The sequence below is a fragment of the Pseudomonas sp. A-R-19 genome, from assembly GCF_019956575.1.
GTDB lineage: Bacteria > Pseudomonadota > Gammaproteobacteria > Pseudomonadales > Pseudomonadaceae > Aquipseudomonas.
On sequence record NZ_JAHBDR010000069.1, the window covers coordinates 1 to 25,973 of the forward strand.

The window sequence follows — 25,973 nt, forward strand, 5'->3', positions numbered from 1 at the left end:
CGCGAAGGCAGTGTGTCAGTCGACCACTTCATTGACTGACCCACTGCCTTCGCGAGCAAGCCCGCTCCCACAGGGGGATTTGCATTGCCAGTCGTAGAAACGAAAAAGCCCTGCTATCGCCAGCAGGGCTTTTTTGCATTCAGGGCAGGGGCGTCAGACACCCATGCTGACCAAGGCGTTCACGATGTTGCGCAAGGTGCCAGCGATGGCGGGGTGATCGACTTCAAAGCGCTCAACGGCCAGGTTCACCCCGTCGGCAAGGCTGGAGTCCTGGGTTTTGGTTTCAAGCTCAAGTTTCAATTCAATCTGTTGCATGAGCTCGTGCAGTTCGGCGCGCTCTGCTTCAGACAGCGGAGGATTCTGTTCCAATTGCTCGCGCAGGGTATTGAGCTGTTCTTGCAGTTCGCGGGCAGGCATGGCGTTCTTCCTTCTTTAATCGATAGGCACTGGCATAGACCACGGCGACAGGCCAAAGGTCGATGCCTGACCTTTAGATTAATCCACTCGCGCGCAACGTGCATGATCTCGATCAGGGCTTTTCGCCCTTGAGCCGACGCAAGCTGATATCGGCCAGGCAGGTGTCGAGTTCACCGAGGTGATCGATCACCGAATGCACGCCCAGGCCGAACAATTGCATCGTGGCCCTCGCGCGTTTGATGTCGCGCTCCTGTTGGGTCAACGTTTGCCATTGCCGGGGCGTCAATCCGCACAGCGAGCCGCAGGATGCCAGGCCGATGGTCCACAACCCGGCATTGAGCCCCGCTTGCAGCAGGCGGGGCTCACCGCTCACCAGCACACAACCGTCGAGTCGTTCGACGTTCAGGGTCATCAAGGCTTGCCAGCAGGCATTTGGGGCGGGCCATGGATTGTTTGTTGCTGGATGTTGCGAGGGTTTGATCCATTCCGGCAGCGCAGCGGCCAGGGATTGGCTGAGGGCAGGGGGCAGTTCATCGAGCCAGGCGCAGGGTATTTGCTGGCGCTGCAAGCTGCGCAGGCTATCCAGTGCACCGGGCGTGGCCTCGGCGTGTTCGGCCGTGTGGCTGGCGTGCCGGTGCGTGTGTGCGCCGAAATCCACCAGGCAGCCACTGAGGCCGAACAGTACGGCAGTCAGGCTGGGTGCGGTTTGCGGCAAGGCTTCGACGAGCGGCATATGGACGTCCCTGAAATAGCCTGAAGGCTAGCGGGCGACGGTGACAGTTGAGTGACATGGATATGAATCGCTCACAATTGGCACGCTTCCTGTGGCGCGGGTTTCGTGCAAAGTGCGTTAAACGGCGTTTACGTCTTATACTTGCTTACTTAATTGCCCGGGCCAGGCGCCCGAGCCGGTACAAACCAAGGAGTTTTTTCTATGCGCTGGAGCAATCATCTAGCCAGGATTTGTGTATGCGCCAGTGTGATGCTGGTTCCGTTCGTTGCCCAGGCAGCCTCGGAAGATGATCCTTGGGAAAGCGTCAACCGCCCGATCTACAGGTTCAACGACGTGATCGACACCTACGCGCTGAAGCCCTTGGCCCAGGGCTACCAGTACATAGCGCCGCAGTTTGTCGAGGACGGCGTCCACAACTTTTTCCAGAACATCGGCGATGTGCGCAACCTGGCCAACGATATCCTGCAGGCCAAGCCTCGCGCCGCAGGCGTTGATACCGCACGCATCATTTTCAACACCACCTTCGGCTTGCTGGGCGTGATTGATGTCGGCACCAAAATGGGCCTGCAGCGCAATGACGAAGACTTCGGCCAGACGCTGGGTTACTGGGGTGTCGGCAGCGGTCCTTACGTGATGCTGCCACTGCTGGGTCCAAGCACCTTGCGTGATGCGCCTTCCAAGTACGTCGACAGCTATACCGGCGCTTATCGCTACGTAAACGACGTGCCTGTGCGTAACTCGTTCTACGCCCTGGACATCATCGATACCCGTGCCAACCTGCTGTCGAGCGAGAAGCTGATCACTGGCGACAAGTACACCTTCATCCGTAATGCGTACCTGCAGAACCGTGAATTCAAGGTGAAAGACGGCCAGGTTGAAGACGATTTTTAACGTCGACCGGTAAATTGAAAAAGGCGGCCCTCAAGGCCGCCTTTTTTGTCTGCCGCGGTCCTGTTCCTCCACTCAAGCCACTTCGGTGTCGGCCTCAAGGCCTTTCAGGGGCGCATGCGGATGAAATCACGCTTTTCGCTGTAGTCCCGACCGGTTTGGCTCATGGCTTAGATCCTTCCATTGGGTTTCGGTTTTGACTGTTCTTATAACTCTCGGTGATTTGACAAGTAAAGTCGTCAAGCGACCATCGGCGTGAGCTTGAAACGCCCCGCGGATGGGAGTACCGTCTGCGCCTTAGAAGGGCACCTCTGGTGAACACGTGTGTAGGGCAAATGCCCGAAAGCGGTGCGACAGAGAGGCTAGAAAGCGAATCCAGTAGTGAGTGCCGGGTCTAAATCCCCGCCTGCTACGCCAACCTAATTCTGGCGCCGTTTGCCCACATGCCAAAAACCAGTGCCACGCTGCTGATAATCGATGATGACGAAGTAGTGCGCGCGAGCCTCGCCGCCTATTTGGAAGACAGTGGTTTCAGCGTCTTGCAGGCCAGCAATGGCCAGCAGGGTCTTCAGGTATTCGAGCAAGACAAGCCCGACTTGGTCATCTGCGATCTGCGCATGCCGCAGATGGGCGGACTCGAACTCATCCGCCAGGTGACCGAGCTGTCGCCGCAAACGCCGGTGATCGTGGTGTCGGGTGCGGGCGTGATGAACGACGCGGTCGAAGCCCTGCGCCTGGGCGCGGCGGACTACCTGATCAAGCCTCTCGAAGATCTGGCTGTGCTCGAGCACTCCGTGCGCCGGGCCCTGGATCGTGCGCGCCTGCTGCTGGAGAACCAGCGCTACCGCGAGAAGCTGGAAAAGGCCAACCGCGAGCTCGAGGCCAGCCTGAACCTGCTCCAGGAAGACCAGAACGCCGGTCGCCAGGTGCAGATGAACATGCTGCCGGTCAGTCCCTGGACCATCGACGAGTTCAAATTTGCTCACCAGATCATCCCGTCGCTGTACCTGTCGGGTGATTTCGTCGACTACTTTCGCGTCGACGAGCGTCGGGTAGCGTTCTACCTGGCGGACGTTTCCGGTCATGGCGCCTCTTCAGCCTTCGTCACGGTACTGTTGAAGTTCATGACCACGCGCTTGCTGTTCGAATCCAAGCGCAGCGGCACTTTGCCGGAATTCAAGCCTTCAGAGGTTCTTGGTCATATCAACCGGGGCCTGATCAGTTGTAAGCTGGGTAAACACGTCACAATGGTCGGTGGAGTCATCGACGAGGAGACCGGTTTGTTGACCTATAGCATCGGCGGTCATTTGCCGTTGCCTGTGTTGTACACGCCAGACAGTGTTCGTTATCTGGAAGGGCGTGGTCTGCCTGTGGGCCTCTTCAACGAAGCCACCTACGAAGACCACGTGCTGGAACTGCCGCCGACGTTCAGCCTGACGCTGATGTCTGATGGCATTCTGGATCTTTTGCCAGAACCCACACTCAAAGAAAAAGAAGCGGCGTTGCCCCAACGGGTCAAGGCTGCGGGCGGCACCCTGGATGGGCTGCGGCAGGTTTTTGGATTGGCCACGCTAGGGGAGATGCCGGATGATATCGCCCTGTTGGTGTTGAGCAGGAATCTTTGATGAGTACCGGTAGAATCCAGTTCGCCGAGCAGGATGGCACGTTCGTCCTGAAGTTCGTCGGTGAAGTTCGCCTGACCCTGTGTTCGGCGTTGGATGCGACTATTGAGCGGATCTTCAGCGCGTTGAATTTCAACGCGATCGTGATCGATCTGACCGAAACCCGCAGCATCGACAGCACCACACTCGGCCTGCTGGCCAAGCTGTCGATCCTGTCGCGGCAGAAGGTCGGCCTGCTGCCGACTGTCGTCACCACCCACGAAGACATCACGCGGCTGCTGCAGTCCATGGGCTTCGAGCAGGTCTTCAACATCGTCGACAAGCCGGTGCCATGCCCGGAATGCCTGGACGACCTGCCAGACCAGGATCAGTCAGAAGAAGTGGTGCGGATCAAAGTGCTCGAAGCGCACAAGATCCTCATGGGCCTGAACGACACCAATCGTGAAGCCTTCCATGATCTGGTGAATGCGCTCGAACGGCATTGATTGAGATAAATCTGTGGCGAGGGAGCTTGCTCCCGCTGGGCTGCGAAGCGGCCCCAAGGCCATTCAATCCATAGTGTCAGAAGAATTTGGTCAGCAAGATTTGCGGCTGCTGCGCAGCCGAGCGGGAGCAAGCTCCCTCGCCACAGTTGAATCTTCGACCATAAGAGCTGCACAAAAAAGGGCGAACCCACCAGGGTTCGCCCTTTTTGCATTACACCCGCTCAGATCACAGCTTGGCCTGCAACAACGCCTCAAGCTTCTCCTGATCCCGGGCGAACTGGCGAATGCCTTCAGCCAGTTTTTCGGTCGCCATCGCATCTTCGTTGGACTGCCAGCGGAACTGCGATTCGTTGAGGCTCAGGCGCGCTTCACCGGCATGGCCCGGCGCCAGTTTGCGCTCCAGCTTGCCGGTATCCGCTGCCAGCTTGTCGATCAGGTCCGGGCTGATGGTCAGGCGGTCGCAGCCGGCCAGTTGCTCGATCTGGCCCAGATTGCGGAAGCTCGCCCCCATGACCACGGTCTTGTAGTCATTGGCCTTGTAGTAGTTGTAGATGCGCGTCACTGACTGCACGCCCGGATCATCCGCGCCGGTGTAGTCGTTGCCGTTGGCTTTCTTGTACCAGTCGTAGATACGGCCCACGAACGGCGAAATCAGGAACGCCCCGGCTTCGGCACAGGCTGCGGCCTGGGCGAAGGAGAACAGCAGGGTCAGGTTGGTCTGGATGCCTTCCTTTTCCAGGATCTCGGCAGCGCGGATGCCTTCCCAGGTGGACGCGATCTTGATCAGCACGCGCTCGCGGCCAATACCGGCCTTGTCGTACAGCTCGATCAGGCGATGCGCACGCTTCAACATGGCGTCGGTATCGAACGACAGGCGCGCATCCACTTCGGTGGAAATACGGCCCGGGATCACTTTGAGGATTTCTTGCCCCACGGCCACGCCAAAACGGTCGCTGGCCAGGCCCACATCGCCCTTGCAGTCGTTGACGCTGGCGTTCAGCAGCTCGGCATAAGCGGGAATGGCCGCGGCCTTGAGCAGCAGGGAAGGGTTGGTGGTGGCGTCCACCGGTTTAACGCGAGCGATTGCTTCGAAGTCGCCGGTGTCGGCAACCACGGTGGTCATCTGTTTGAGTTGTTCCAGCTTGGAAGTCATGGGCGTGCTCTGTCCTATGGGTCTGATGACATTACCCGAGCGCTGACAGCCACTCAAGGGCGCGTACGTGTATCGGCGGCCCCTGCGGCAACAACCTGAAAACGGCTGTTTGAAAGGCGGGGCATGGTATCGATGAATTTGATGCCAAGCGGGCTCACAGGTTCAACTGATCTGACGGTTAACGCCTTGCAACCAGATCTTCTGGCTCCTGAATCCTCTGATAACTCTCGCGGCACCTTATGTGTAACTACCGATAATGTTGAAGTTTATATAGTTCGATTGCGCGCTGAATAATTGTTATAAAAAGTCAATTAACACCTTGGAAAGTTAGTCTTGGTGCTAACAGGTGTGATGTTATCTGGCAGAGGTCTTGATCGTTAGAATACGTCCAGTACATATATAGAATAAGGTGTAGTGTGATAATCAAGAATGTGTGTTTGTAGCATAACGTTCACTGCGTGAAGAGGAATATGTTTTTTGGATGTGTTTGATGATTTGATGCTTGGCTACGCACTAAAAAAATTGACCGGCGTGTTTGAAGAAATCGTGGAGGTTTCGAAAAGCACCGCTTCGGACAAGGCGACCTGCGTACGGGGTATCAGACAATCTAAAAACGCAAAAAAAATCCCCGTCTGGTTGGGGCGTCTGAGAGTCAACACCCCTTATCAAGTCACGCATGTTCTGATCGATCAGATGCACGCCTCTCGAAAACTCAACCTCGACCTGCGCTTCGCGGCACAAGTTGCCTTGCTGGAAGCCCTGATAGAGGACGGACTGGCAATGCGCATCGCGAGCTATTCGGTGGTTGTCGTAGAGAATCGCCTGAAGTGTTTTTTGGACCGCTGAATATCTTATCTATTGAGCACACGCTCAATGTCCAGAACACTAGAAAGCTGCATGAGGCGTGAGAAGCCGATTGGAATCAAAACTGTACATCACTCAATACGCCGGCATTACCGTCATGTTACCAGCAGCCCTGGTCGTAGGCGGTTGGCTGTGGTGCACAGCATCAAGAAAACTTGCGCTCTTATGGCTAGGCGTACTGTCAGTAGCCTATTTTGTCGTTGGCTTGAGCAAAGTGCTGTTCAAGGGCTGGGGAATCGGCTTGGAAAGCCTGGATATCGCAGTCATCAGCGGCCACGCAATGAATGCCTGCCTGGTCTCAACCGTTGTACTGAGTTTGCTATTGCGCCAACTGGACCATCGGCTTCGATGGCTGGCACTGGGTGCAGGGCTGCTGTCGACCTGGTGGTTCAGCGTCCAGTATGTCGGTCAGACGATTCATCCTCTGCCGGAAGCGATTGCCGGGGCGGTCGTGGGGTCAGCCGCGGCGTGCGTATTTCTTTTCAGGCTGGAGCGAAAGGAAATCCGCAAAATTCCCGGGATGGCCCTCATGCTAGGGCTCGCGATTATCATGCTGAGTACGAGCATTCCAAAATATACAGCCGAGAGGCTCTTGAACTCTTTCGCAGTAACTCTTTCGGGGGCAGAAAAGGCATTCATGCAACCTCACTGGCGCACTCGCGGAGAGTCGTCAAGGTTGTAGAGTTTGCTTCGATTGTGAGTTCTAGCGAAGTGGCGTCACCAGAATTCACTACTATTTTTTTCTTCGATCCGATCCAGAAGCTCTGCAGTTTTTTTCTGCATCAGTGCAACATCGCCACGACTCTCAACCTTCAACAGGATCTCGCTCTTCGATAGGCAGATCTTGAAGCGCCATTCAGTGAACGTCAGGCTCAGGCCGTCACTGTCATCCACATCCAGTGCTTCACTGGCATACAGGGTCCGCAAGTGCTCGAGTACCGTAATGGGGTCACCGACCATGCGCCGAATATCACCCGAGGAAGGAAAGATCCCGATGCGCTCCACCAACAACTTTGGCTGTGGGGTGATAGTGGAGGGGGTTCTTTCGTATGTCCGCAACCAGGCAATCAATCCACTGTTGCCTTCGGTGAGCTTCTGTCCAAAAACCATATTACCTGGTGCAAAAGGGTCCGGCGATTTATAGACGGAGTCGATCGGTGATCTGGAAGCGTTCATAGTGGTCTGCCTTAAAAAAGGTTTATGGCCGCTCAAAAAACGCGGCACCCAAGAGCTAAAAAATACCGTTTACAGGCCTTTCTTATAGAAGTTCGCATAATAGAAATGGGTTGCGTGGATTCAGTGCTTTGATGTTTGCACGCGTGTTGTCGCTATGCTCACGGATCAAGCCATAGTCTTAAGTGTCCGGGAACTCAGCGGACTGTTTGACTGGCTGCATCCAACGCCACGCAATCAAGCCGATCAACACACCGACAGCATTGGCCAGGGCGTCGTAAGGTGATGCCGTGCGCAGCGGCATCATTCCTTGTGCATATTCGATCAGGATCCCCGTCAGCAGACAGCCCAAGGCGATCCAGCGCGCCTTGACCCGCAGGAAGGCCAGCCGGCAACTAAAAGACAGCACGAAAAAACCAACCAGGTGATGCAGCTTGTCTTCTTGGGCAAAGGCCTCGGGAATCGGTTGCGCACGCAAAGCGGCAGTCAGCAGGACCACACTAACGCCGATGAAAAAAAGCGTGCGTATGCTTTGGGAAAGTTGTGTGGCACCCAGGAGTAACGAACTCATTCGGTGATTTTCTCAAAGTTTTTATAGAACGCATCTTTGTCGCGGCCATTGGTCATTGTGTACAGCGAATACTGGCGGTTAAGACGCGCGCCACCATCGCGGGTCAATGGAGCCCAGACCAGATTGGCGCGACGCATCGTGGAAACGCTCATCAACTCGTCGAAGGGGACCGAGATATAGATACCCTTGTCGAAGCTACCCTCGCCGTACTCTTCTTTCGAGGCCGTGGTGCGGGTGACCCAGCCACCGAACTTCACGCCGTTACTGAACTCATGCGACAGGTCGATCGTGGCACCCCAATCGCGCGCCAGGTAACGCCCAACACTGACCGCCGCCTGCAAATCGAACGGCAGTTCGGTATAGGTGGTGATGTGACCGGTCGCGGTGTTGTAATCGCGCAGACCAAAACCCTGATCAAAGTCACGCTGGCGTACAAAGTTCAAATCAGCACCCAGGGCCCAGCGCTCGCCCATGGGGCGGTACAGCAACTCACCGCCGACCCCGGCGAACATTGACTCCAGATAACCGCCATACACCATGCCAAACAAGTCTTGATCCAGTTGCTTGGCATGGTTGAGTTGAAATGTCGGCATTGTTACATCAGAGGTGGTGACGTACTGGCGCAAATCAGTTCGCACTCGGGGCAGGTTGCTCGGTGCGTCGTACTTGAACTTATCAAAGTTGTTCAGCAGATTGGTGCTGATGATCCCGCTGGTCCACGTGCTGCGGGTAAAGCGGTATTCTGCGTCCACATCAGCGCTCAGCTGGTACAGCAAGCCGTCAGGACCGCCAATGTTTTGCTTGTAACCCAAGCCGATACCATAGGTAAAACGCTCGAGGGCCTGGGTGTACAGCGTGTTTTCAATGTGTGGCGTGGCCCGATTCAATTCGGTAGTGCGGTGCAGGTCTGTAAGGTCTTGTTGGTTGTTCACCACGGCCCGGAAGGTTTCGCGCGGCACACTGGTTTCTTCCACGGGCATGTCGTAACGCTTGTTCACCATCGTGAACCAGTCAATTTCGTCATTCGCGCTGTTGTCCAGAATCCGGCTAGCCCGGCCCACGCCTTTGGCGGAGTAGAAATAGCGCGACTGCTCGCCATACACAATCAGCTCGGAATCGCGCTGAGCAATACGCTCGACCTTGTAACCTGCGTTGTTTTCCAGCCGTTTGGAAACCCCCGCCCAGTCGACCTGATCGAGCGGCGTAGTTGGCGCGTGTGCCGGCAGCGCTTCGACAGCGGGGTCGTAGCGTTTGGCCGGCGCCTTGCGGCTGGCGAAATTGGTATGAAAAGTGATACCGAACAACGCGGTGTTGCCGCGCTCCCAACCTGCGGTCAAATCGACAGAGTCACTTAGCTTGAACACCGCCCCGATGTTTATGGGCGAGTCCTGCTTCAGGCTACTGTCGAACGGCTCGTGCTTGTAGTCGTTACCGTCGAACTCGAGTTTCAAGCTCAAGGGCGACCAGGGTGTCTGATAGGACACGCCGCCAAACAACGCGGGCGAGCCTCGAAAATACGAACCGGTATTGACATCGCCCGCGTCCGCGCCCGTGTTTACCGGGCGAGTATCAAAGCGCTCATCAAGGTACCCCAGCGGGTTTTCGAGATCCCCGCGGTTACCGATGTAGCCCCAAGCAACGCCCAGGCTGAAATCCAGATCGTAGTAACGTTTGTTCGCCACAAAGTATTCGCTGGAGAACAGGCCGGTGCCCCCGACATCCCGAAAGCCGAGCGCAATCTCGGGCAACCAGTGGCTTTCTTGCAAGAGGCGCGCTTTGACATCGACCGCTTTGTCTTTATAGCTCTGGTCGCCGCTTAATGCTTCGGCCCCGTATTTATGGTTGCCGATAGCGGTATAACGGAAACTGCCTTCCAGCCAATCAAGGGGCTGTATTGAAATGCTATAGCGCGAGTATGGGTCTGTCCGGTTGGCGTTCAGGCTGAATTCGCCGGCGGGTGCCATCCGTGCGGTGGGGGTTTGCAGCAAACCCACGCCACCGAAATCATTCTGGGTAAAACGCGGCTCACCATGAGCCAAGCTGTAGGGCAACAACACTACGGCGGCGAAACGTAACTTCAAGGGGCCACCTCGGGCAGCGGTTGGGTGGCGAGAAACTGGGCAAGCTGCTCGTTCAAGTCGGGTGTGGACAGATCCGGATCATCGTTGCGCACGGGCACCAGAATTGTGCTGCCGGCGGCGGCAAACACCCCATCTTCGTGGTTCCAGGCTGCGATGCCGACTCGTTTGACTTGGCCATCGGGCTGAATCAACCAAAGGTAATCGGCATCTGCATCGGCCACCAGCAGACAGCTGTTGAGATACTCATGGGCTGGCTGCTGGGCTCGATAAGGCAGCGCGCAGGGCTGTTCAACGGCACCCAGGACAGTGACCGTAGTCGGGCGTAGTGGGTAAATCAGCTGGTCGCCGTCACTGAGCGAGTCATTGCGGGCGAACGCGACTTCCAGCGCCACGGGGTCGAGCACCGCGACTTTTCGGCCGGTAACGGGTAGTCGGCTGACCTCTTCGAACAGGCGCGCAGCCAAGGCCGCAAGGCTGCTTTTTTCTTCAAGCAAGGCCCCACGTTGAAGCAATTTCAGATCGAACAGCACACCTGCTTTAAGGCGCACTTGCTGCTCCACCAGTGGCTGGTGCAGCCAGGCGGCGGCCAGCCAGTAACTTTCGGCGTTCGGGCGTCCCTGGCTGACGGCATCGAGCAAGCGTGCACCTGGCACGAACGTGAAGGATCCGGCGTTTTTTACATCACCCGTGACCGTGACAGCGGCCTGAGTCATCGCAGAACTTGCCAGCAACAGGCAAGCCGACAGCATTTTCGAATATCTCACCGAGCCGTCTCCCGGTCAGGGCGCAATTGCACAATCTTCAAGAAAAGTTCCGGCGTGAGATGTTGTTCGCTCTGCAGGATCAAGCCATCGTCAGGCCTGACCCAAAAACGGTTGGTGGCCTTGAATCCCAGCTCGGGAATGTCGATGCGCTCGTCTACGCGCAGCAGCGCATAGTCCTTGTCCAGAATGGTGACGGTTTCGATGGCCTGTCGACTGAAACGACTGTTGACCGCCAGTCCAACCCGCGGCCCCTGATAGACATCTATCCAGCGAATACTGCTGTAACCATCGGGCAAACGCTGCAAGCCAAGCTTGAACGGCGACTCGCCATCGAAGCGCGTGCCATCGAGATTGATGCCCAGGCCGACGCTGCGCACGACCAGACCATCGCGCATCAATAACACCTGTTTGCCAGAGGCGACCCAGAACTCCAGGTCGCCCTGCTGGCGTAGCTTCGCCAATACACCTTCGCTTACGTTCGTGGTGACCTTGATCTGTGCATAGGGCACGGCCTCCACTTGCGCCGCAGACAATTCCAGCGGCTGGACGCCCAGCGTGGAGGCTTTAAAGGTATCCAGGGACGCCTGCATCAAGGGATTACAGCCACACAGCAGTAAACCCACCGCCAGGCATGAGCTGTTACGCAAAGTTTTCAAAGCGGCTCAAACCTTATCGACTGCTGGCTTCACTGAGATTGTTTTGAGCCGCTGCTCCGGTACCCAGGATAAGAGCCGAGGGCAGCAACTGGCTGATCAAGCGGTTCCAGCGGGTCACGCCAGCAGGGCCGACGTAGACAATGTCCTGGGGTTGCAGATCGAAGCGGCTGGCGAGAGCAAACGCGGTAGGCGATTCGGCTTCCAGTTGAAAGACTTTTGCCGGCTCGGTTTCAAGGTTCTCGGCACCTCGAATGACATACAGCGCATTGCCGTTGGAGGTGGTCTGGTTCAGTCCACCGACCGTTCCGATCGCATCCGCGAGATTCATCCGATTGATTTTGAACGTGAGCGCCCGAGGCTGGCTGACCTCACCCATGACGTAGATTTTTTTCCGGTCGTTGTAGGGCAGGTACAACTGATCGCCGTCTTTCAAATAGACGTTGTGCAACAGCGAGCCTTTGCTGTTAAGCGAGTCCAGATCGAGCGGATACTCACGTCCGTCCCGGGTCAGTGTCAGCCCGGCAAGGTCGGCATTCAACGGGTCGACAGTCGCAGTACCCATGGCTTCGACGACACTGAGCGGCGAAGTGGTAATGGGTTGTTGACCAGCTTTTAAAATGGCACCGGAAATAACGACTTTTTGACTGGCAAACCGCAAAACACTCAAGTCAACCTGGGGGCTGTCGACGAATTGTGTCAGGCGCTCAGCAATAAAACCGCGAAGCTCCTCTATGGTTTTGCCTGCGGCATGAATATTGCCGATATAGGGGTAAAACATGGTGCCGTCCGGGCGTACCAGGCGACCGTTCGCATCAATTTGCTGTTGCGCACCCGATGGCGCAGTCAACTCAGGATGGTCCCACACCGTGATGTACAACACATCATTGGCGCCAATCCGGTAAGCCCCCGGCTTGAACGCCAGCAACTCGGCGGGCACCGAGGCTTGCACTTTTGTCGCCGCGTTCTGGGCAATCAGTTTGGGCGTTATCGGAATCAACTCGATCCGAGTGCTTTCCGGTGAGCCATCACGGCCGACCTGACTGGTATCCAGGTGTTGACCAGGTGAGAACATACAGCCCTGCAGGGCAACACCTGCAAGCACAGCGAGCGACAAACTACGAATCATGATTGAGGACACTTGTGGAGGGAACACATCAGAACGGAACCACCCGGATTGTTCCGGGTGGTAGAAGGCTATCGACCTGGCGGTGCGCTTAGCGTGTACCGGTGGTGCCAGTGGTGCCAGTGGTGCCGCCGTCATTGTTGCTTCCGCCACCACTGGATGACAGTGCAGCGACTCCGGCAACAACCACGGCGCCGAGGCCGATAACATTCCCTGTGGTCAGGTCGCCCACGAGAGGGGTGGACAGACTCAAAGGAGCATTTGCTGCGGGTTTTGCAGGTGTGCCTGGAGCAGAAGGCTCAGCGGCCAGAACGGAGGCACTTAAAGAAAGCATTAGAGCGGAAGCAAGTAGTTTGGTCATGGTAGATTCCTTTTTGATGCATCGTGGGTATTGGCGGTGAAACTAAGAAGCGAGCGTGCAAGGCCAAAAACTCAGAGCGTCCATTAACGTTAAGGATAGTATCGATTCGAACTCGATGAGAGTGGACCTCTAGGTCATTCCTCAGTGAGATTTATCTTGCGATCATTGCCTTAAGAATACCTGTGTAAGACGTCTAACAGGTCTGACGTTTTATAACGCGCTCGCTGTTTTTAACATTCACTATCGGGCATGTGGTGCAAATGTCGTGGTTGGTACCTGAACGTCACGCCATACAAGAGATAAGTAGTGCCACTGGCCAAAGCGTTGTTGGCGGGCGGCTTGCCAACGCCAAGTATTAGCCATTGTCTCCGGCAAGCCACGCTTGCCCTTCCAGTCCAACTCAGGGAGGTTGTTGTCCGGTAGGCCCAGCACTCGGCAACGTTCCCGGGAAGACGCTCAACCACTTGATAAGACGCTGCGAGGCTGCTGGCCGGCGCGAACACCCGAATTTTTCCGGCACGCCGAATGTAGAAATCATTAGGGGGCTTTGAATGGCACTAACCCATTGTTTACTGGCAACTATTCAAGCGGCCAGCTACCGACACGGAGTTGGTACCGACGTCGGCGGACTCCATCCTTATGTTAGGCATCCTCGACAGGGCCATGAATCAGGATTGGTCTCGGCACTTAGAAGGGTTATATGTCCCCTGTAGTGGCTTGTCCTGGCCATTACGTACCGGCGAAATTTTCACTGGTATACTGCGGGCCGTTCCTGTTTTTGAGATTTGGTCGTCATGGTAAATCGCCGGCAATTGTTAAAACTCAGCGCGCTCGGTACAGCCTCTTTAGCGGCACTTGGCACCACCTCTTTCGCAGCGTTGGGTAATGATGTGCACCGGCAACAGTTGGTTGATCAAAACCTGCCTCCAAATAGGCTTGTCTCCCAAATGGTGTCAGTTTGGGAGCATGCAGGCCTAATCACGGACCGGCCGAGCTTGGATCCATCAACTTGGGATTGGACGCCTGCCGTGCAGGCGCTATTGAATCGTGGCGGCTACATTCTTCTGCCGGAAAACTTCACCTACACGGTATCCTCCACCCTGCAGATGCGGAGCAATACCTGGCTGATTATTGATGGAACTCTAAAGTTTGCTGATCAAAGGAACACGCTCAGCACTGATCATTTACTCATGTGTGGTGATGCTAGAAATCCCCGCGTCGATGTCTCACTTTCTGGGTTTGGGACCATCGACGGGAACTATCAGAACCGCCAAAATTTTGCGCCAACTTCAGGGGCGTACCTCCTGCTTGCCAGAGAAACAACAAAACTCCGGATTGCTCCTGGACTTAAATTTATCAACGCGCCTTCCTCAGCAATCGTAGGGGTCTCTTGTATTGATGCAGTCGTAGCTGGTGCGGACTTGCGATATATACGGGAGCATGGAATCTACTTTTCAACGGATTCTAACGGCATTAAGATTTTGTCCAATATCTTGAATGATTTGGCAGTGGGCAATGCTTACTGTTCGGATGCCGTAAAACTGCGCAACAACTGTTCAAATTTTGTAATTCAGGGAAACACCCTAAACGAAGCGCCGCTGACCACTCCCAACGTCGTCCGTGGCATCGTACTTGATGATTCTGACAACGTATCTCCAATCAATCATGCGATCTGTCATGACGGCAAGATTCTGGATAACACAATGCTGGGGCTCAGCACTGGAATTTGGTTTAAAGGCTCTCTGGTGGATGCTGCTAGGGCGGATTCCCTGTTTGATATGCGGGTCGAAGTGTCGCGAAACACGTTTGAAGCGAAGGCTTCGTCGCCGTTGTTCGCAGGCATACTGGATCGAGTTCGGACGGTCGATCTGTACGACAATACTTGGCGGAACTTCAGCGCTGGTATTTACGGTGGTGGTGTCGGTGATATTGCGCTTCGTCGCAACAAGATCAAGCATGCTACCGGAGTATCTGGTGACGGAATTCGCATGCTTGATACGGTCTATAACGACACAGAAACCTCTTCGAGAGCGCGGGGTGACGTCACTCTAGTCGACAACGAAGTAACCGGATACAACGGCGTCGGTGCACTGCTAACAGTGGCAAATGCTCACGACGAATTAAAACGAAATAAGATTGTTTCTCAGGGGCGTGCTGTCTCATACCAAGATTATGGTTTAAGTACCGCCCCAACTAGCGGTCTCCAGGTGGTCGATTTATCCGATAATCCGCGACTCACTTCAACTGGCGCGGGGGTTGCCGCAGTTTTCCTTAATTCCCGAACGGCAGTCACAGTTCAGTACCTTGTTGCAGACAATATTGTCACATCGGCGTCAGTTGGTATTGCATGCTCCGTTGCCCAAAATAGTTTGGAAATCACTAACCAGATCGATGCGCCAATCCCAGTAAGTGTCGACACTAGGGCTACCGTATATCGATAGCGTGACTACGGCTCTAGCGGACCAATTGAGAAAATAATTAGCTCACCGAAAAATTAAGCAGCACTAGTCTGGCGACTCTATTGCAGCCATGAGCGCTATAGCTGTTCGCATATACACTCTATATCCTGCAACTACGGGTTTGAGCGTACCGTGTTGCGTGTCGCATCTTTCCAGCTCGAGGCCGTTCCATCTGGCTCAGAGGCTGTTCGGGTCGGTAGGGGCAGAAAATACATACAGCCTAACGTCGATGACGATTTTATAACGCTTCGCTACCTTGTCACGGAAGTTTGGGGGGAGTGGTGTCGGTGCACCACTTGTGGAGAGTAAATATTAGAAAGTTACCGGAGCCTATATTCATATGACAGTCTCTGCGCGGGTTTTCTTTTGCCTGGAGAAGTGAATCTTAAGTGATCGATAAACTCCATCGCCTAACAAGCGAGCTTTATGTTAGCCGTGGTATCGCTGGCAAGCAGTTCCACGGCAGTATGGCTTCGTCGTCATTTACCTACGACGCATAGGGCTCCTAGGCGTCGGCTTGGCGGTTTCAATGAGGTAGTAATGTTGAACGCTGGCTCTGGCAGCGTAGATTGTGTCTCCGAACAACCAGTTATTGAGACCGAAGAATCTGAGGCGGATAGCTACGCAAATAATCAAATCGTAGAGTAACCCATTGAATTCTTGAGTACTCAAGACAACTGGTTCGTCCGTGGGATCGGGGGAAGTTTTAAAGCGCTCGGGCTCGAGACGTTTGAGCCAAAGGCAAGATCCATTGCGCACTTCACCCAGTTGCGAGGCTTGTTGAGGCGCTCAAAAAAACACGGGGTGGAGCACTGCTACCGTGATACCCCCACCAGGGGCGGCCAGGTCGTCGATGGACTCTCGGAAGCCCACTGGCTGTAGGGGTAGTTTTTTTCGACTTTAGCGTTAGGACGCATCATCGGGGCGAACTCAAGAAAGAATTCGGGAGCTAAACATCAGATTCAAAGTTCGTGGAGTACTTAGGCTAGAACCGGTTGATCTTTGAAAAAATAGAAGCTACTTATTTTCGCGGAGCTGGGAAATTTTTGCTTTTATCAGCAGCCAGAGGAATTGACTATTCGTTGAAAGATAGCGCTTCCACATTCGGCCGGGCTCTTGAATTACGCGGTATAGCCATTCAAGCCCCCACATTTGCATCCACTTGGGAGCACGTTTGACTTTTCCGGCTACGACATCAAACGTGCCACCAACGCCCATTACAAAATTTACGCCAAGCTGATTTTTCCATTGGTTAATAAAGTTTTCTTTTTTGGGGGAAGTAATAGCGACAAAGAGTAATTGCGCACCTGATTGTTTAATTTTTTCGACCATGGTTTGTTCATCGTCCCAGAAGTAGCCATGGTGAAAGCCTGCGATTTTTAGGTTCGGATAAATTAATTTAACGTTGCTGGCGGTAGTGGCTACAATATTTTCTTGAGCGCCAAGGAGATAGATAGAAAATCCCTTTCGTTCGCTCATAGCCAGTAGTTCGTGGAATAAATCCACGCCCGCAACACGTTCTGGAACTTCATGGCCAAGGAAGCGCGCGCCCCAAACAACCCCCATGCCATCAATATTAATAATATCGCAAGATCTTACTGATTCGGACAGCGTTTGATCCGTCCGCATGTGTACAATTTTTGCTACGTTTACCACGACATGCTGTATAAAATCGCCATCATCAATTTTTTTTTGAATCGATGATACCGTCTCTGCCATGCTGGATATATCTAGAGGGCAATCAAGAATGTTAACTCTGCGCATTGTGTTAGTTACTCATTGATGGTGGTGGTTGCTGTTTCAGCACTATTAAAATTTAGTGAGAAGAATAGCCATGAAAAGAAAGCAAGTATAAGCGTCAGCGTGATTTTTGTTACGGTAATGTATATTGGGTTTGTAGTGTCTGAAAAGAAACAAAACCCCACCCCAGCGAACAGCAAGAACGCCGTGCCATTAAAAATCGCAGGGTATATTGGCTTTAATGTGATGAAGTATGGGATGGAAAGCAGTGCGACAAGGTAATAAGCACATTGCGCAGCTGTAAATGAAACCGCAAGGTATGGTGAAGTATTGGGCGAGTGATTGATGAAGCCGATGAGGATAGGCGATGCAATAAATGAAATTACGCAGCAGGCTAGCGCGCAGAGGGGGAATTTTTTCAAATATAATCTATAAGTGGCTTGCCAGTTGGTATTGTCTTTGTATGATTTTGAAATGCGTGGGTAAGCTACCATTAAAAAAGCACCCAATATTACGGAAGCTATCTGGTTGCCAATGTTTGAAGAAATTATGTAGTTTGCCGACAATGCGCTTTCCTTGATCCAGAATCGATCTATATACATCAAGCCAGATCCGCAAAAGTCAATAATTATTAGATACATTCCGAAATGGAATAGTCCCTTTGCATTTTTTATATCGCTGATGCTTGGGACTCTTATCGAGTATCCCTGCTTAAATAATGGTATATAGAGCGCGACAGCTAGCACAGCAGCTCCGATTGCGAGGGCTATGAATGTTGCATTGTTCGAGAGAAATAGAAAAGCGAAAAAAATCCCAAAAACCCACTTAAGGGTACCTAGCAGAGTGTCCGTGATCAAAAAAGTGTTGGTTTTTCCAAGAGATCTTAGAAGGGCGCCAAGGATATAGGTGAGTCCCGTTGTTATAATAAATAGCGTCGTTGATGGAGATACTCGAGGGTCTAAAAAATTAGCAATCGAAATGGCGAGAATAGCTATAATTGCAGAGACTGCAGCCGAACTGGCGTAAAGGGTAAGGTCTTTGTCGGAGTGATCAAAAAACCTGATGGTGGCATTCTTCTGCCATTGAAAAAGACTTGAGATCGCCCACATTGCAACTGTTATGCTGATCAGGTAGTTATTAAATTCCTCGATCGGAAGAATGCGACCAAGCCCCACTAGGGTGATGTATGTCGCTGCGGGCTGAATAGCACGATTGACAAGCGATAAAAGAAGCTCTGATTTCACCGATCCCATTTTAAGATCTCTGTTTAATGGTTTTTGCTGGAGACCCACCTACAACTGTATATTCAGGCACATCTTTATTCACGATGCTTCCGGCTGCGACTACGCTACCATTGCCTATTTTTACTCCAGGTAAAATAGTCACTCTGGCCCCGATCCAAACATCATTACCAATTGATATAGGGGCAGCGTTATACCCCTGTTCTCGAATAGGTGTCGTAGGGTGATTGAAAATGTGACCTCTCGTTAGAATTATTGTGTCTCTAGCTATTAAAGAATTTTCTCCAATTGAGATTGCGTCGTAGCCATATATCGCACAATTTTTGCCGATGTAAACATTTTTGCCGATGCAGACGTTATGGGGACAGATAATTTCAACTCCGCGCATTATGCGAGCGTTATCTCCGAAATGTTTTAAGACATGGCGCCAAAATAGCTTTGATATGGGCCAAAGAACTCTCTGAAGTGAAAGATTAAATGAAAGTGCGCCTAAAATTATTTTCAGCATTAGTTCCGCCGTTCGTCATGGGTTTTCAAGGATATTGCAATAACTATTCCTAATGCTGAAATAAATGCTGGGTTGACAAGTATATTGCCAAAAAACATTGGAAGTGTTGTTGCTGTTAATATTAACCAGCGTTCTTTTGTTTTTATATTGAATATTTTAAAAATAATGTAGCCGAGGGCGACTAACCCAATGCATCCATTTTCAGCTAGTACTTTCAAGTAGTCGTTGTGAGGGTCTGTGTACATGAAGTCGTATGCATAACTTCCGTAGGTCATCGAACCGTAACCGAGTCCGAAAAGAAATGTATACCAAGGTTCTAGGGCAAATGACTTCCATATTGAGCCCCAGTAAACGAAACGCCATGATAGTGAGCCAGAACCTCCAAAGTTTTGATCGCTGATTTTTGAGTTAATTGCTGTTGGATCAAAGCTAGTTGCTTGATCAAGAATTTTATCAAAAATGCCCGTTGTAAAGATGGCAGCAGCGCAGATTGAACCAATTAAAATGCCATATATTATGGCTTTAGTGCCTTTTAGGTAGTGCAGGGCTACTATGATCATTGCCGTGATAAACGCCCCACTGCTTTTTGCAAGGGCGAGCGATACTAATGTTACTAGTAGACCAAGGATTTTCATCCTGCGGTTTTCTTCGAGGGCAAGAAAATATATTAAAATTGGTAATAGGAAATAGGCAAAATGGTTGGGGTGTTCGAATATAAATTGGTATCGTTGAGTGCCGCCGATGCCTTCAATTAAACTCAGGTGGCCTTGAAGTGGTAAGGCAGCCATTAAGGATAGAGTTACAAATCTTATAGCTTGTACTAGTTGATGCTTTGGTGTTTTGAATATAACCATTGTCAACAGGATGTATAGTAGTGGTCTTGCAGCTCCCCGTAATGATAATAAAATTCCTTGAGTTGTACTTAGTGCTATTAGAGATACTAGTGATGTTATGATAATTATTGATGCAAGTGTTGCGGTGGATGGGGTTATTTTTAGAAGCTTAAGTTTGTTTTTTGATGTTGTCGCGGTGAACGAAAAGAAGGCAGGTATTATTAAATAGGCACTAGCAGGTATGGCCGATATTGCGAGTACTAGAAGAGCTAAAATCAATGGCATTGTGATTTTTTCCGCGTAACAAGCTCTTTCAGTTTTCTAAATCCATAGTTTTTATAGAAGTTTAAAATGTCTTCGTCTTGAACGCGTGGGGCACGAGAAAAAAAATCACCATAGTACCCAGTAAGATATTGAAGCGAAACTTTGTAAGATCGCTTCAGTAGATAAACGCCTCTTAACGTGGCATAGATTGGACTGATACCTCGGTAGTAAGTGGCTTTGCCATAATATTGGTAGTTTGTACGGGCGCCAACTTCCCTAGAGGTTACTTTTGCAGTGCTGCATACAACGGATTTCCAGCCATTTACGAATGCTTTGGCCGAACTAAGAGCATCTGCAGAGGGGCCGATTAGATAACCGGACTTCCTAAAGCACTCAAATGACCAAAGTCTGCACCCACCTCTAACCCAATTTGTAGAGGCGGAATCAACTTTTCCGCTTTCTTCGTAAATAATCCCGCTTGTTATGCCGATAGATTTGTCTGTGCTAAGAAAGTCTACTAGCTTTTTGTAGTAGTCGGACTTGGGGAAGCAATCCGCATCCAATATGCCTATGTGCGTGAACTCTTCATAGTTATCCTGTTTTTTTGCTTCTTCAAACCCACAGCTAACAACCTGGGAGTATTTGCTTCCCAATGCATATTCGTTGTTTTGAAATGACTTGTTGAGAACTATAAGTTTTTTTACGTTGGTGGGAGTAGGGGTGTTTATGAGCTTTTCGATACTGCCGTCGGTGCTGCCATTTTCAACTATTATCCAAGTGTCGATATTAATAGACTGGTTTTCTATGGAGTTGAATAGTGTTTCTATGTTGCTTATCTCGTCTCTGAGCGGGGTAATGAGCGCGATTTTTATTTCTGATTTTGTATTCATGAGATTCTGGTTTTAAATGATCATTAGAAGGCATGTTGCCGGTATGGTTTGACGAGGAGTATTTATGCGTCTGTTTTTTTTGCTAAGTTAATGTACCAGGGCATTGCTTTTTCGATACCTTGATTGATTGTGTACTTGGGTGCATACCCAAGCTTACTTACCGCTTTTTGTATGTCGGCCTGAGAGTGGCGTACATCTCCACTTCTAAAGTCGCTGTAAATTGGGCTTTTGATGTAGCTAATGCCGTGCGTGGCTAGGCAGTTTTTGATCATGCTGAATAATTGATTAAGACTTGTGCGATGGTTTAATGCTACGTTGTAAAGTTGATCGCGTGCCTCTTTTTTTGAGACTGCTGCTAATAAATTAGCTTGCACTGCATTTTCAATGAAACAGAAATCTCGACTTGTTTCGCCGTCACCATTTATAGAGACGTTATCACCTGCAATCATCGCTGCGGTCCACTTGGGGATTACAGCTGCGTAGGCACCTTCAGGGTCTTGTCGTTGACCAAAAATGTTAAAGTATCTTAGGCCGATGGTGCGGAAACCATAGGTTTTACCGAATACCTCTGCATATAATTCGTTAACATACTTCGTCACTGCGTACGGCGATAGAGGTTTGCCTATAGTATCCTCTACCTTTGGTAGCGCTGGGTGATCACCATAGGTCGAACTACTAGCGGCATAAGTGAAGCTATCCACCTTCGCATCGCGTGCGGCCACGAGTATATTCAGAAAGCCAGTAATATTTGTATCATTGCTGGTTATAGGATCGTTTATTGATCTAGGGACAGACCCGAGTGCCGCTTGGTGTAATACATAATTAACCCCTTTGCAGGCGATTTCACATATGTTCGAATCGCGAATATCGCCATTTATTAGACGGAAACGTGCCCATTGTGTTGTCGATACTAGGGACTTCACTTCGTCTAAGTTACGTTGGTGTCCAGTCGCGAAATTATCGAGTCCAATGACCACTTGATCGTGTTTGAGTAGCGTTTCGAGTAGATTCGAACCAATGAAACCTGCTGCACCGGTAACAAGCCAAGTCTTAGGGTGTTGCTGGAGTTCGAGAAGTAATTGTTCGTATGTCGTCATGAATTGGGTACTTTACCGTCTAAAGTGATAGGCGTTAAGTGGCGGTCTATTCTGACCGCCGCTTAATATAACTTTAAAAGTGATTCATAGACGTAAGTCAGAGTCTTCTTTGTTGAGCAAGTATTTTAAATCATAGAGGATGTGTTCTGACTTGCCAAATTTGCGGATGTTGTCAGCGCCCATTGAGCGAAACTCATCATGAGCAACAGCCAAGATGATCCCGTCATAGGTGCTGGTAGACGGTTCGTGCACAGGAGAAATCGAGTACTCTTTTTTTGCCTCCTCATGATTAATCCAAGGATCGAATACGTCAACTGTGATGTTGTATTCCTGTAGCTCTCTAACGATATCAACTATACGAGTGTTTCGTAAGTCTGGGCAGTTCTCTTTAAATGTAAGACCCATAACCAGTACTCGCGCACCATCAACATGTATGCGTTGTTTAAGCATGGACTTGATCAATTGCGATACAATGTAGGTGCCCATGCTATCATTCAGGCGTCTACCTGCTAATATTATCTCTGGGTGGTAACCTATAGCTTCTGCTTTGTGCGTAAGGTAATAAGGGTCCACGCCGATGCAGTGTCCTCCAACCAAACCAGGTCGGAACGGAAGAAAATTCCACTTTGTTCCGGCGGCTTTTAATACTTCTTCAGTGTCAATGCCCATTTTATTAAAGATTACAGCTAGCTCATTAATCAGCGCGATGTTCAAATCGCGTTGTGTGTTTTCGATAACTTTCGCAGCTTCAGCTACCTTGATACTACTGGCTTTATATGTGCCGGCTGTAATTATTTGGTTGTAAAGTTTGTCAATTAGGTCTGCTGCTTCTGGTGTGGAACCAGATGTAACCTTTTTAATGGTCGTAACTCGATGTTCTTTGTCGCCTGGGTTAATACGCTCAGGGCTGTATCCTGCGTAAAAATCTTCATTGAACTTTAATCCAGAGTATCTCTCCAGAATAGGTACGCACTCTTCTTCTGTAGCGCCTGGATAAACGGTTGACTCGTAGATTACTATGTCGCCTTTTTTTAGAACTCTGCCAATGGTCTCTGAGGCTTTTATAAGTGGCGTCAAATCAGGGTTTTTATGTTCGTCGATTGGAGTTGGTACAGTCACGATGAAGATATTGCACTCGGCCAAATTTTCTGGGTCTGTGCAGTATGTTAAGTAGGTTGCTTCTTTTAATTCGCTATCGCTGACTTCTAGTGTCGTATCGTGGCCAGATTTAAGCGCATTAATACGTGGCTTGTTTATATCGAACCCAAGAACTTTTCGATTTTTGCCAAAAGCAACAGCGAGTGGGAGGCCTACATATCCTAGGCCAATAACTGCTAGTTTTATCGAGTCGAATGAAAGCATAAAGTGTCCGCTAGAATTGCTGAGTTTAATAATATTTGTGAAGGGTGTGTGGCTTATCCTTTCCAAATTCCCCTTGTGTCAATTACATGGCGAGTTCTGACTCTGCTGCTTTCAAGTTCTTTGAATTCTTTATGGTCAACAAGTAATACTATTATGTCTGCCTCTGCGAGAGCGGATTCTATCATGCTCAGTGACATATTTTTTTCAAGCTTTGCTGGCAATAGATCAATGTTAGGTTCGACAGCTAACAAAATTCCTGGATGCATTTTTGAGATCTGCTCGCAGATAGCAGTCGCAGGACTTTCTCGTAGATCATCTATGTCCGGTTTGAAGGCCAGCCCGAAGCAGGCAATCGTAACTTCTCGGGCGCTCTTGTCTGGATGGGTTTGCAAAAAATCAGCGACAGCTAACTGTACTTTTTCCAATACCCATTTAGGTTTTCCATCATTTACTTCACGTGCAGTCCGAATCAACTTGGCGTGTTCGGGGGTCTTGCTGACAATAAACCAGGGATCAACAGCAATGCAGTGTCCACCTACCCCTGGACCAGGTTGCAGGATATTGACCCTTGGGTGGCGGTTGGCCAGGCGGATCAGTTCCCAGACGTTGATATCCAGTTTGTCGCAAATCATTGAGAGTTCGTTGGCGAAGGCAATGTTCACGTCGCGAAAGCTGTTCTCGGTGAGTTTGCACATTTCCGCAGTGCGGGCATTGGTAACGATGCATTCGCCCTGGACGAAGATCTTGTAAAGGCTGATGGCCAACTCCGAGCACTTCGGTGTCATGCCACCGATAACACGGTCGTTCTGCACCAGTTCGCGCAGCACATGGCCGGGCAGTACGCGTTCCGGGCAGTGGGCAATGCGGATGTCGGAGCTTTCACCGTGGGTTTGTGGAAAACTCAGGTCTGGACGGGCTTCGGCGAGCCAGGCGGCCATCTGCTCGGTGGCGCCGACCGGGGAGGTCGATTCAAGAATGACCAGATCGCCTTTCTTCAACACCGGGGCAATGTTTTTACTGGCTGATTCGATGTAGGTCAGGTCCGGCTCATGGTCGCCCTTGAACGGAGTTGGCACCGCAATCAAAAAAGCATCGGCGGGTTCCGGCCGGGTAGTGGCGCGCAGGTAGCCTTCAGTCACGGCCGCATGCACAACCATGTCCAGGTCTGGCTCAACGATATGAATCTGACCACGGTTGATGATATCGACCGCATTTTGATTAACGTCGACGCCGATCACTTGTTTTTTGCGCGAAGCGAAGACAGCCGCAGTGGGCAAGCCGATATACCCGAGACCAACGACGGAGATGGTTTTGAAAGGCATGGGACGTCCTTGAATGGTGTTGTGTAGATACGTTTTTCAAGCGAGTAACAGCCGGGCAAAGCCACGGCTGTTACGTAAGGGAGGGGGTTAGCGAGCGAGCAGCGCCTCGATGATGCGCTGGCAGGCTTTACCGTCGCCGTAAGGGTTATGGGCGTAACTCATGGTGCGGTAGGCGACCGTATCGGTCAGCAAGCGGTTCAACTCGCGGGCAATATCCGCGGTTTCGGTGCCGACCAGTTTCACCGTGCCTGCGGCAACAGCCTCTGGCCGTTCTGTGGTATCGCGCATCACCAGCACGGGTTTGCCCAGTGACGGCGCTTCCTCCTGGATGCCTCCGGAGTCGGTCAAGATGATGTGCGCACGGCTCATCATGTGGACGAAAGGCAGGTAGTCCAGGGGGGCGATCAGGTAGATGTTGTCAATGCCGGTCAGGAGTCGATTGACCGGCTCGCGCACATTGGGATTGAGGTGCACGGGATAGACGATATCAACCTCTGGATGTTGCTGGGCAACCTCCATCAACGCCTGACAAATGCGTTCGAAGCCGTCACCGAAACTTTCCCGGCGGTGGCCTGTAACGAGGATCAGTTTTCTAGCAGGGTTCAGAAAGGCCGCCGGTGCAGAGGCCTGGGCAAGGAGTGCCTGGTCCTGATCGAGACGATTGACGACATCCAGCAGGGCATCGATCACTGTGTTGCCCGTGACGACGATCGTGGCTGGATCGACGCCCTCGCGCAGCAGATTGGCTTGTGACGTTTCGGTTGGCGCGAAGTGCAGGTTGGCCAACGCGCCCGTGAGTTTGCGATTGCCTTCTTCCGGCCACGGCGAGTAGAGGTTACCCGTGCGCAAACCGGCTTCCACGTGCGCAACCGGAATCTGCTGGTAGTAAGCCGCGAGGCTGGCAGCAAAAGTGGTGGCGGTATCACCATGCACCAACACAATATCGGGTTTGAATTCTGCCAGGACTTTCTTCAGCCCTTGCAGGATCGCGCTGGTCACATCGGTCAGGTCCTGGCCGGGCTTCATGATATTCAGGTCGAAGTCCGGTTCAATGGCAAACAATCCAAGCACTTGATCGAGCATTTCACGGTGTTGGCCGGTGACGCAGACTTTCGCCTCAAAGCGTTCATCTGCCGCCAGTGCCAACGCAAGTGGAGCCATTTTAATGGCCTCGGGACGGGTACCAAAAATGCATAGGGTCTTCATAGGGCGATCCATTGCTATATTCGTAGCTGAAGGTAGAGGGATGTTTGGACGGACTAACAAATGTCGTTTCAGATCGAAGTTGCATAAAACAACTGTGACCCAACCTTTGTTGACCAAGAGAAATGCACCGAATTAACGGAAAACCATCGACGTGGGGCAG

Annotated in this window: 24 protein-coding genes and 2 pseudogenes; 6 read left to right on the plus strand and 20 right to left on the minus strand. The window is 51.6% G+C overall.

Annotated features, from left to right (window positions below; genetic code table 11):
* Positions 1 to 153 precede the first annotated feature (153 nt).
* Both KGA88_RS19585 and KGA88_RS19590 read right to left on the minus strand, forming a co-directional pair.
* Positions 154 to 417, minus strand: coding sequence for a DUF4404 family protein (locus KGA88_RS19585; RefSeq protein WP_110656704.1), 264 nt, complete (start codon positions 415 to 417; stop codon positions 154 to 156).
* A 112-nt stretch (positions 418 to 529) separates the two neighbouring features.
* On the minus strand, positions 530 to 1,150 hold the full coding sequence (locus tag KGA88_RS19590) for an HAD family phosphatase (RefSeq protein WP_223593646.1): 621 nt from the start codon (positions 1,148 to 1,150) through the stop codon (positions 530 to 532).
* 201 nt (positions 1,151 to 1,351) lie between these two features.
* Here KGA88_RS19590 and KGA88_RS19595 point away from each other — a divergent pair, with 201 nt between their 5' ends.
* The 3 genes from KGA88_RS19595 (at position 1,352) to rssC (ending at position 4,145) form a co-directional block, all read left to right on the plus strand.
* Positions 1,352 to 2,041, plus strand: a complete 690-nt coding sequence (locus KGA88_RS19595) for a VacJ family lipoprotein (protein ID WP_110656708.1) — start codon at positions 1,352 to 1,354, stop codon at positions 2,039 to 2,041.
* 440 nt (positions 2,042 to 2,481) lie between these two features.
* Positions 2,482 to 3,663: a two-component system response regulator RssB gene (rssB, locus tag KGA88_RS19600; protein WP_032829882.1), complete on the plus strand. Its 1,182-nt coding sequence runs from the start codon at positions 2,482 to 2,484 to the stop codon at positions 3,661 to 3,663.
* Positions 3,663 to 4,145, plus strand: a complete 483-nt coding sequence (gene rssC, locus KGA88_RS19605) for an anti-sigma factor antagonist RssC (RefSeq protein ID WP_007978612.1) — start codon at positions 3,663 to 3,665, stop codon at positions 4,143 to 4,145. The genes rssB and rssC overlap by 1 nt, the downstream gene beginning before the upstream one ends.
* Positions 4,146 to 4,371: 226 nt before the next feature.
* Here the strand turns inward: rssC and tal are convergent, their stop codons facing one another.
* A complete protein-coding gene (tal, locus tag KGA88_RS19610) occupies positions 4,372 to 5,298 on the minus strand; it encodes a transaldolase (protein WP_223593648.1) in 927 nt (308 codons plus the stop codon).
* Between the two features lie 483 nt (positions 5,299 to 5,781).
* On the opposite strand from tal, the gene KGA88_RS19615 reads away from it, so the two are divergent.
* Positions 5,782 to 6,144: a hypothetical protein gene (locus KGA88_RS19615; protein ID WP_223593725.1), complete on the plus strand. Its 363-nt coding sequence runs from the start codon at positions 5,782 to 5,784 to the stop codon at positions 6,142 to 6,144.
* 70 nt (positions 6,145 to 6,214) lie between these two features.
* On the plus strand, positions 6,215 to 6,844 hold the full coding sequence (locus KGA88_RS19620) for a hypothetical protein (RefSeq protein WP_411740857.1): 630 nt from the start codon (positions 6,215 to 6,217) through the stop codon (positions 6,842 to 6,844).
* A 35-nt stretch (positions 6,845 to 6,879) separates the two neighbouring features.
* Here the strand turns inward: KGA88_RS19620 and KGA88_RS19625 are convergent, their stop codons facing one another.
* From KGA88_RS19625 to KGA88_RS19655, 7 genes are all read right to left on the minus strand, one after another.
* Positions 6,880 to 7,338 carry a mannose-1-phosphate guanylyltransferase gene (locus tag KGA88_RS19625; protein WP_223593650.1) on the minus strand — a complete coding sequence of 153 codons (459 nt, stop codon included), beginning with the start codon at positions 7,336 to 7,338 and terminating at the stop codon, positions 6,880 to 6,882.
* Between the two features lie 178 nt (positions 7,339 to 7,516).
* On the minus strand, positions 7,517 to 7,906 hold the full coding sequence (locus KGA88_RS19630; RefSeq protein WP_223593653.1) for a VanZ family protein: 390 nt from the start codon (positions 7,904 to 7,906) through the stop codon (positions 7,517 to 7,519).
* The gene (locus KGA88_RS19635) at positions 7,903 to 9,987 is read right to left on the minus strand and encodes a YjbH domain-containing protein (RefSeq protein WP_223593655.1); all 2,085 of its coding nucleotides are present in this window, start codon (positions 9,985 to 9,987) and stop codon (positions 7,903 to 7,905) included. Before KGA88_RS19635 ends, KGA88_RS19630 begins: the two co-directional genes overlap by 4 nt.
* Positions 9,984 to 10,751: a capsule biosynthesis GfcC family protein gene (locus KGA88_RS19640; RefSeq protein ID WP_411740858.1), complete on the minus strand. Its 768-nt coding sequence runs from the start codon at positions 10,749 to 10,751 to the stop codon at positions 9,984 to 9,986. The genes KGA88_RS19635 and KGA88_RS19640 overlap by 4 nt, the downstream gene beginning before the upstream one ends.
* A complete protein-coding gene (locus KGA88_RS19645) occupies positions 10,748 to 11,407 on the minus strand; it encodes a YjbF family lipoprotein (RefSeq protein WP_317851674.1) in 660 nt (219 codons plus the stop codon). Before KGA88_RS19645 ends, KGA88_RS19640 begins: the two co-directional genes overlap by 4 nt.
* Positions 11,408 to 11,420: 13 nt before the next feature.
* Positions 11,421 to 12,533: a polysaccharide biosynthesis/export family protein gene (locus tag KGA88_RS19650; RefSeq protein WP_223593657.1), complete on the minus strand. Its 1,113-nt coding sequence runs from the start codon at positions 12,531 to 12,533 to the stop codon at positions 11,421 to 11,423.
* A gap of 88 nt (positions 12,534 to 12,621) precedes the next feature.
* Positions 12,622 to 12,891 (minus strand): hypothetical protein, encoded by a 270-nt coding sequence (locus KGA88_RS19655; RefSeq protein ID WP_223593659.1) that lies wholly within the window; start codon positions 12,889 to 12,891, stop codon positions 12,622 to 12,624.
* A gap of 794 nt (positions 12,892 to 13,685) precedes the next feature.
* Here KGA88_RS19655 and KGA88_RS19660 point away from each other — a divergent pair.
* A complete protein-coding gene (locus KGA88_RS19660) occupies positions 13,686 to 15,332 on the plus strand; it encodes a hypothetical protein (protein WP_223593661.1) in 1,647 nt (548 codons plus the stop codon).
* 1,035 nt (positions 15,333 to 16,367) lie between these two features.
* Here the strand turns inward: KGA88_RS19660 and KGA88_RS19665 are convergent.
* The 10 genes and pseudogenes from KGA88_RS19665 to wecB form a co-directional block, all read right to left on the minus strand.
* Positions 16,368 to 17,069, minus strand: coding sequence for a WecB/TagA/CpsF family glycosyltransferase (locus KGA88_RS19665; RefSeq protein WP_317851675.1), 702 nt, complete (start codon positions 17,067 to 17,069; stop codon positions 16,368 to 16,370).
* A gap of 53 nt (positions 17,070 to 17,122) precedes the next feature.
* The gene (locus KGA88_RS19670; protein WP_223593665.1) at positions 17,123 to 18,343 is read right to left on the minus strand and encodes a hypothetical protein; all 1,221 of its coding nucleotides are present in this window, start codon (positions 18,341 to 18,343) and stop codon (positions 17,123 to 17,125) included.
* A 7-nt stretch (positions 18,344 to 18,350) separates the two neighbouring features.
* Positions 18,351 to 18,506, minus strand: a pseudogene (locus tag KGA88_RS31810) (DapH/DapD/GlmU-related protein); the annotation flags it as partial.
* A gap of 102 nt (positions 18,507 to 18,608) precedes the next feature.
* Positions 18,609 to 18,839 (minus strand): annotated as a pseudogene (locus tag KGA88_RS31815) (hypothetical protein); the annotation flags it as partial.
* Positions 18,839 to 19,957: an O-antigen ligase family protein gene (locus tag KGA88_RS19680; protein WP_223593669.1), complete on the minus strand. Its 1,119-nt coding sequence runs from the start codon at positions 19,955 to 19,957 to the stop codon at positions 18,839 to 18,841. The gene KGA88_RS19680 and the pseudogene KGA88_RS31815, both read right to left, overlap by 1 nt.
* A complete protein-coding gene (locus KGA88_RS19685; protein WP_223593671.1) occupies positions 19,948 to 20,826 on the minus strand; it encodes a glycosyltransferase family A protein in 879 nt (292 codons plus the stop codon). The genes KGA88_RS19680 and KGA88_RS19685 overlap by 10 nt, the downstream gene beginning before the upstream one ends.
* A gap of 62 nt (positions 20,827 to 20,888) precedes the next feature.
* On the minus strand, positions 20,889 to 21,923 hold the full coding sequence (locus KGA88_RS19690; RefSeq protein WP_223593673.1) for an SDR family oxidoreductase: 1,035 nt from the start codon (positions 21,921 to 21,923) through the stop codon (positions 20,889 to 20,891).
* Positions 21,924 to 22,007: 84 nt separating this feature from the next.
* Positions 22,008 to 23,285 carry a Vi polysaccharide biosynthesis UDP-N-acetylglucosamine C-6 dehydrogenase TviB gene (gene tviB, locus KGA88_RS19695; protein WP_223593675.1) on the minus strand — a complete coding sequence of 426 codons (1,278 nt, stop codon included), beginning with the start codon at positions 23,283 to 23,285 and terminating at the stop codon, positions 22,008 to 22,010.
* 53 nt (positions 23,286 to 23,338) lie between these two features.
* Positions 23,339 to 24,607: a UDP-N-acetyl-D-mannosamine dehydrogenase gene (gene wecC / locus KGA88_RS19700; protein ID WP_223593678.1), complete on the minus strand. Its 1,269-nt coding sequence runs from the start codon at positions 24,605 to 24,607 to the stop codon at positions 23,339 to 23,341.
* An 87-nt stretch (positions 24,608 to 24,694) separates the two neighbouring features.
* Positions 24,695 to 25,813 (minus strand): non-hydrolyzing UDP-N-acetylglucosamine 2-epimerase, encoded by a 1,119-nt coding sequence (gene wecB, locus KGA88_RS19705; protein WP_223593736.1) that lies wholly within the window; start codon positions 25,811 to 25,813, stop codon positions 24,695 to 24,697.
* Between the last annotated feature and the right edge of the window lie 160 nt (positions 25,814 to 25,973).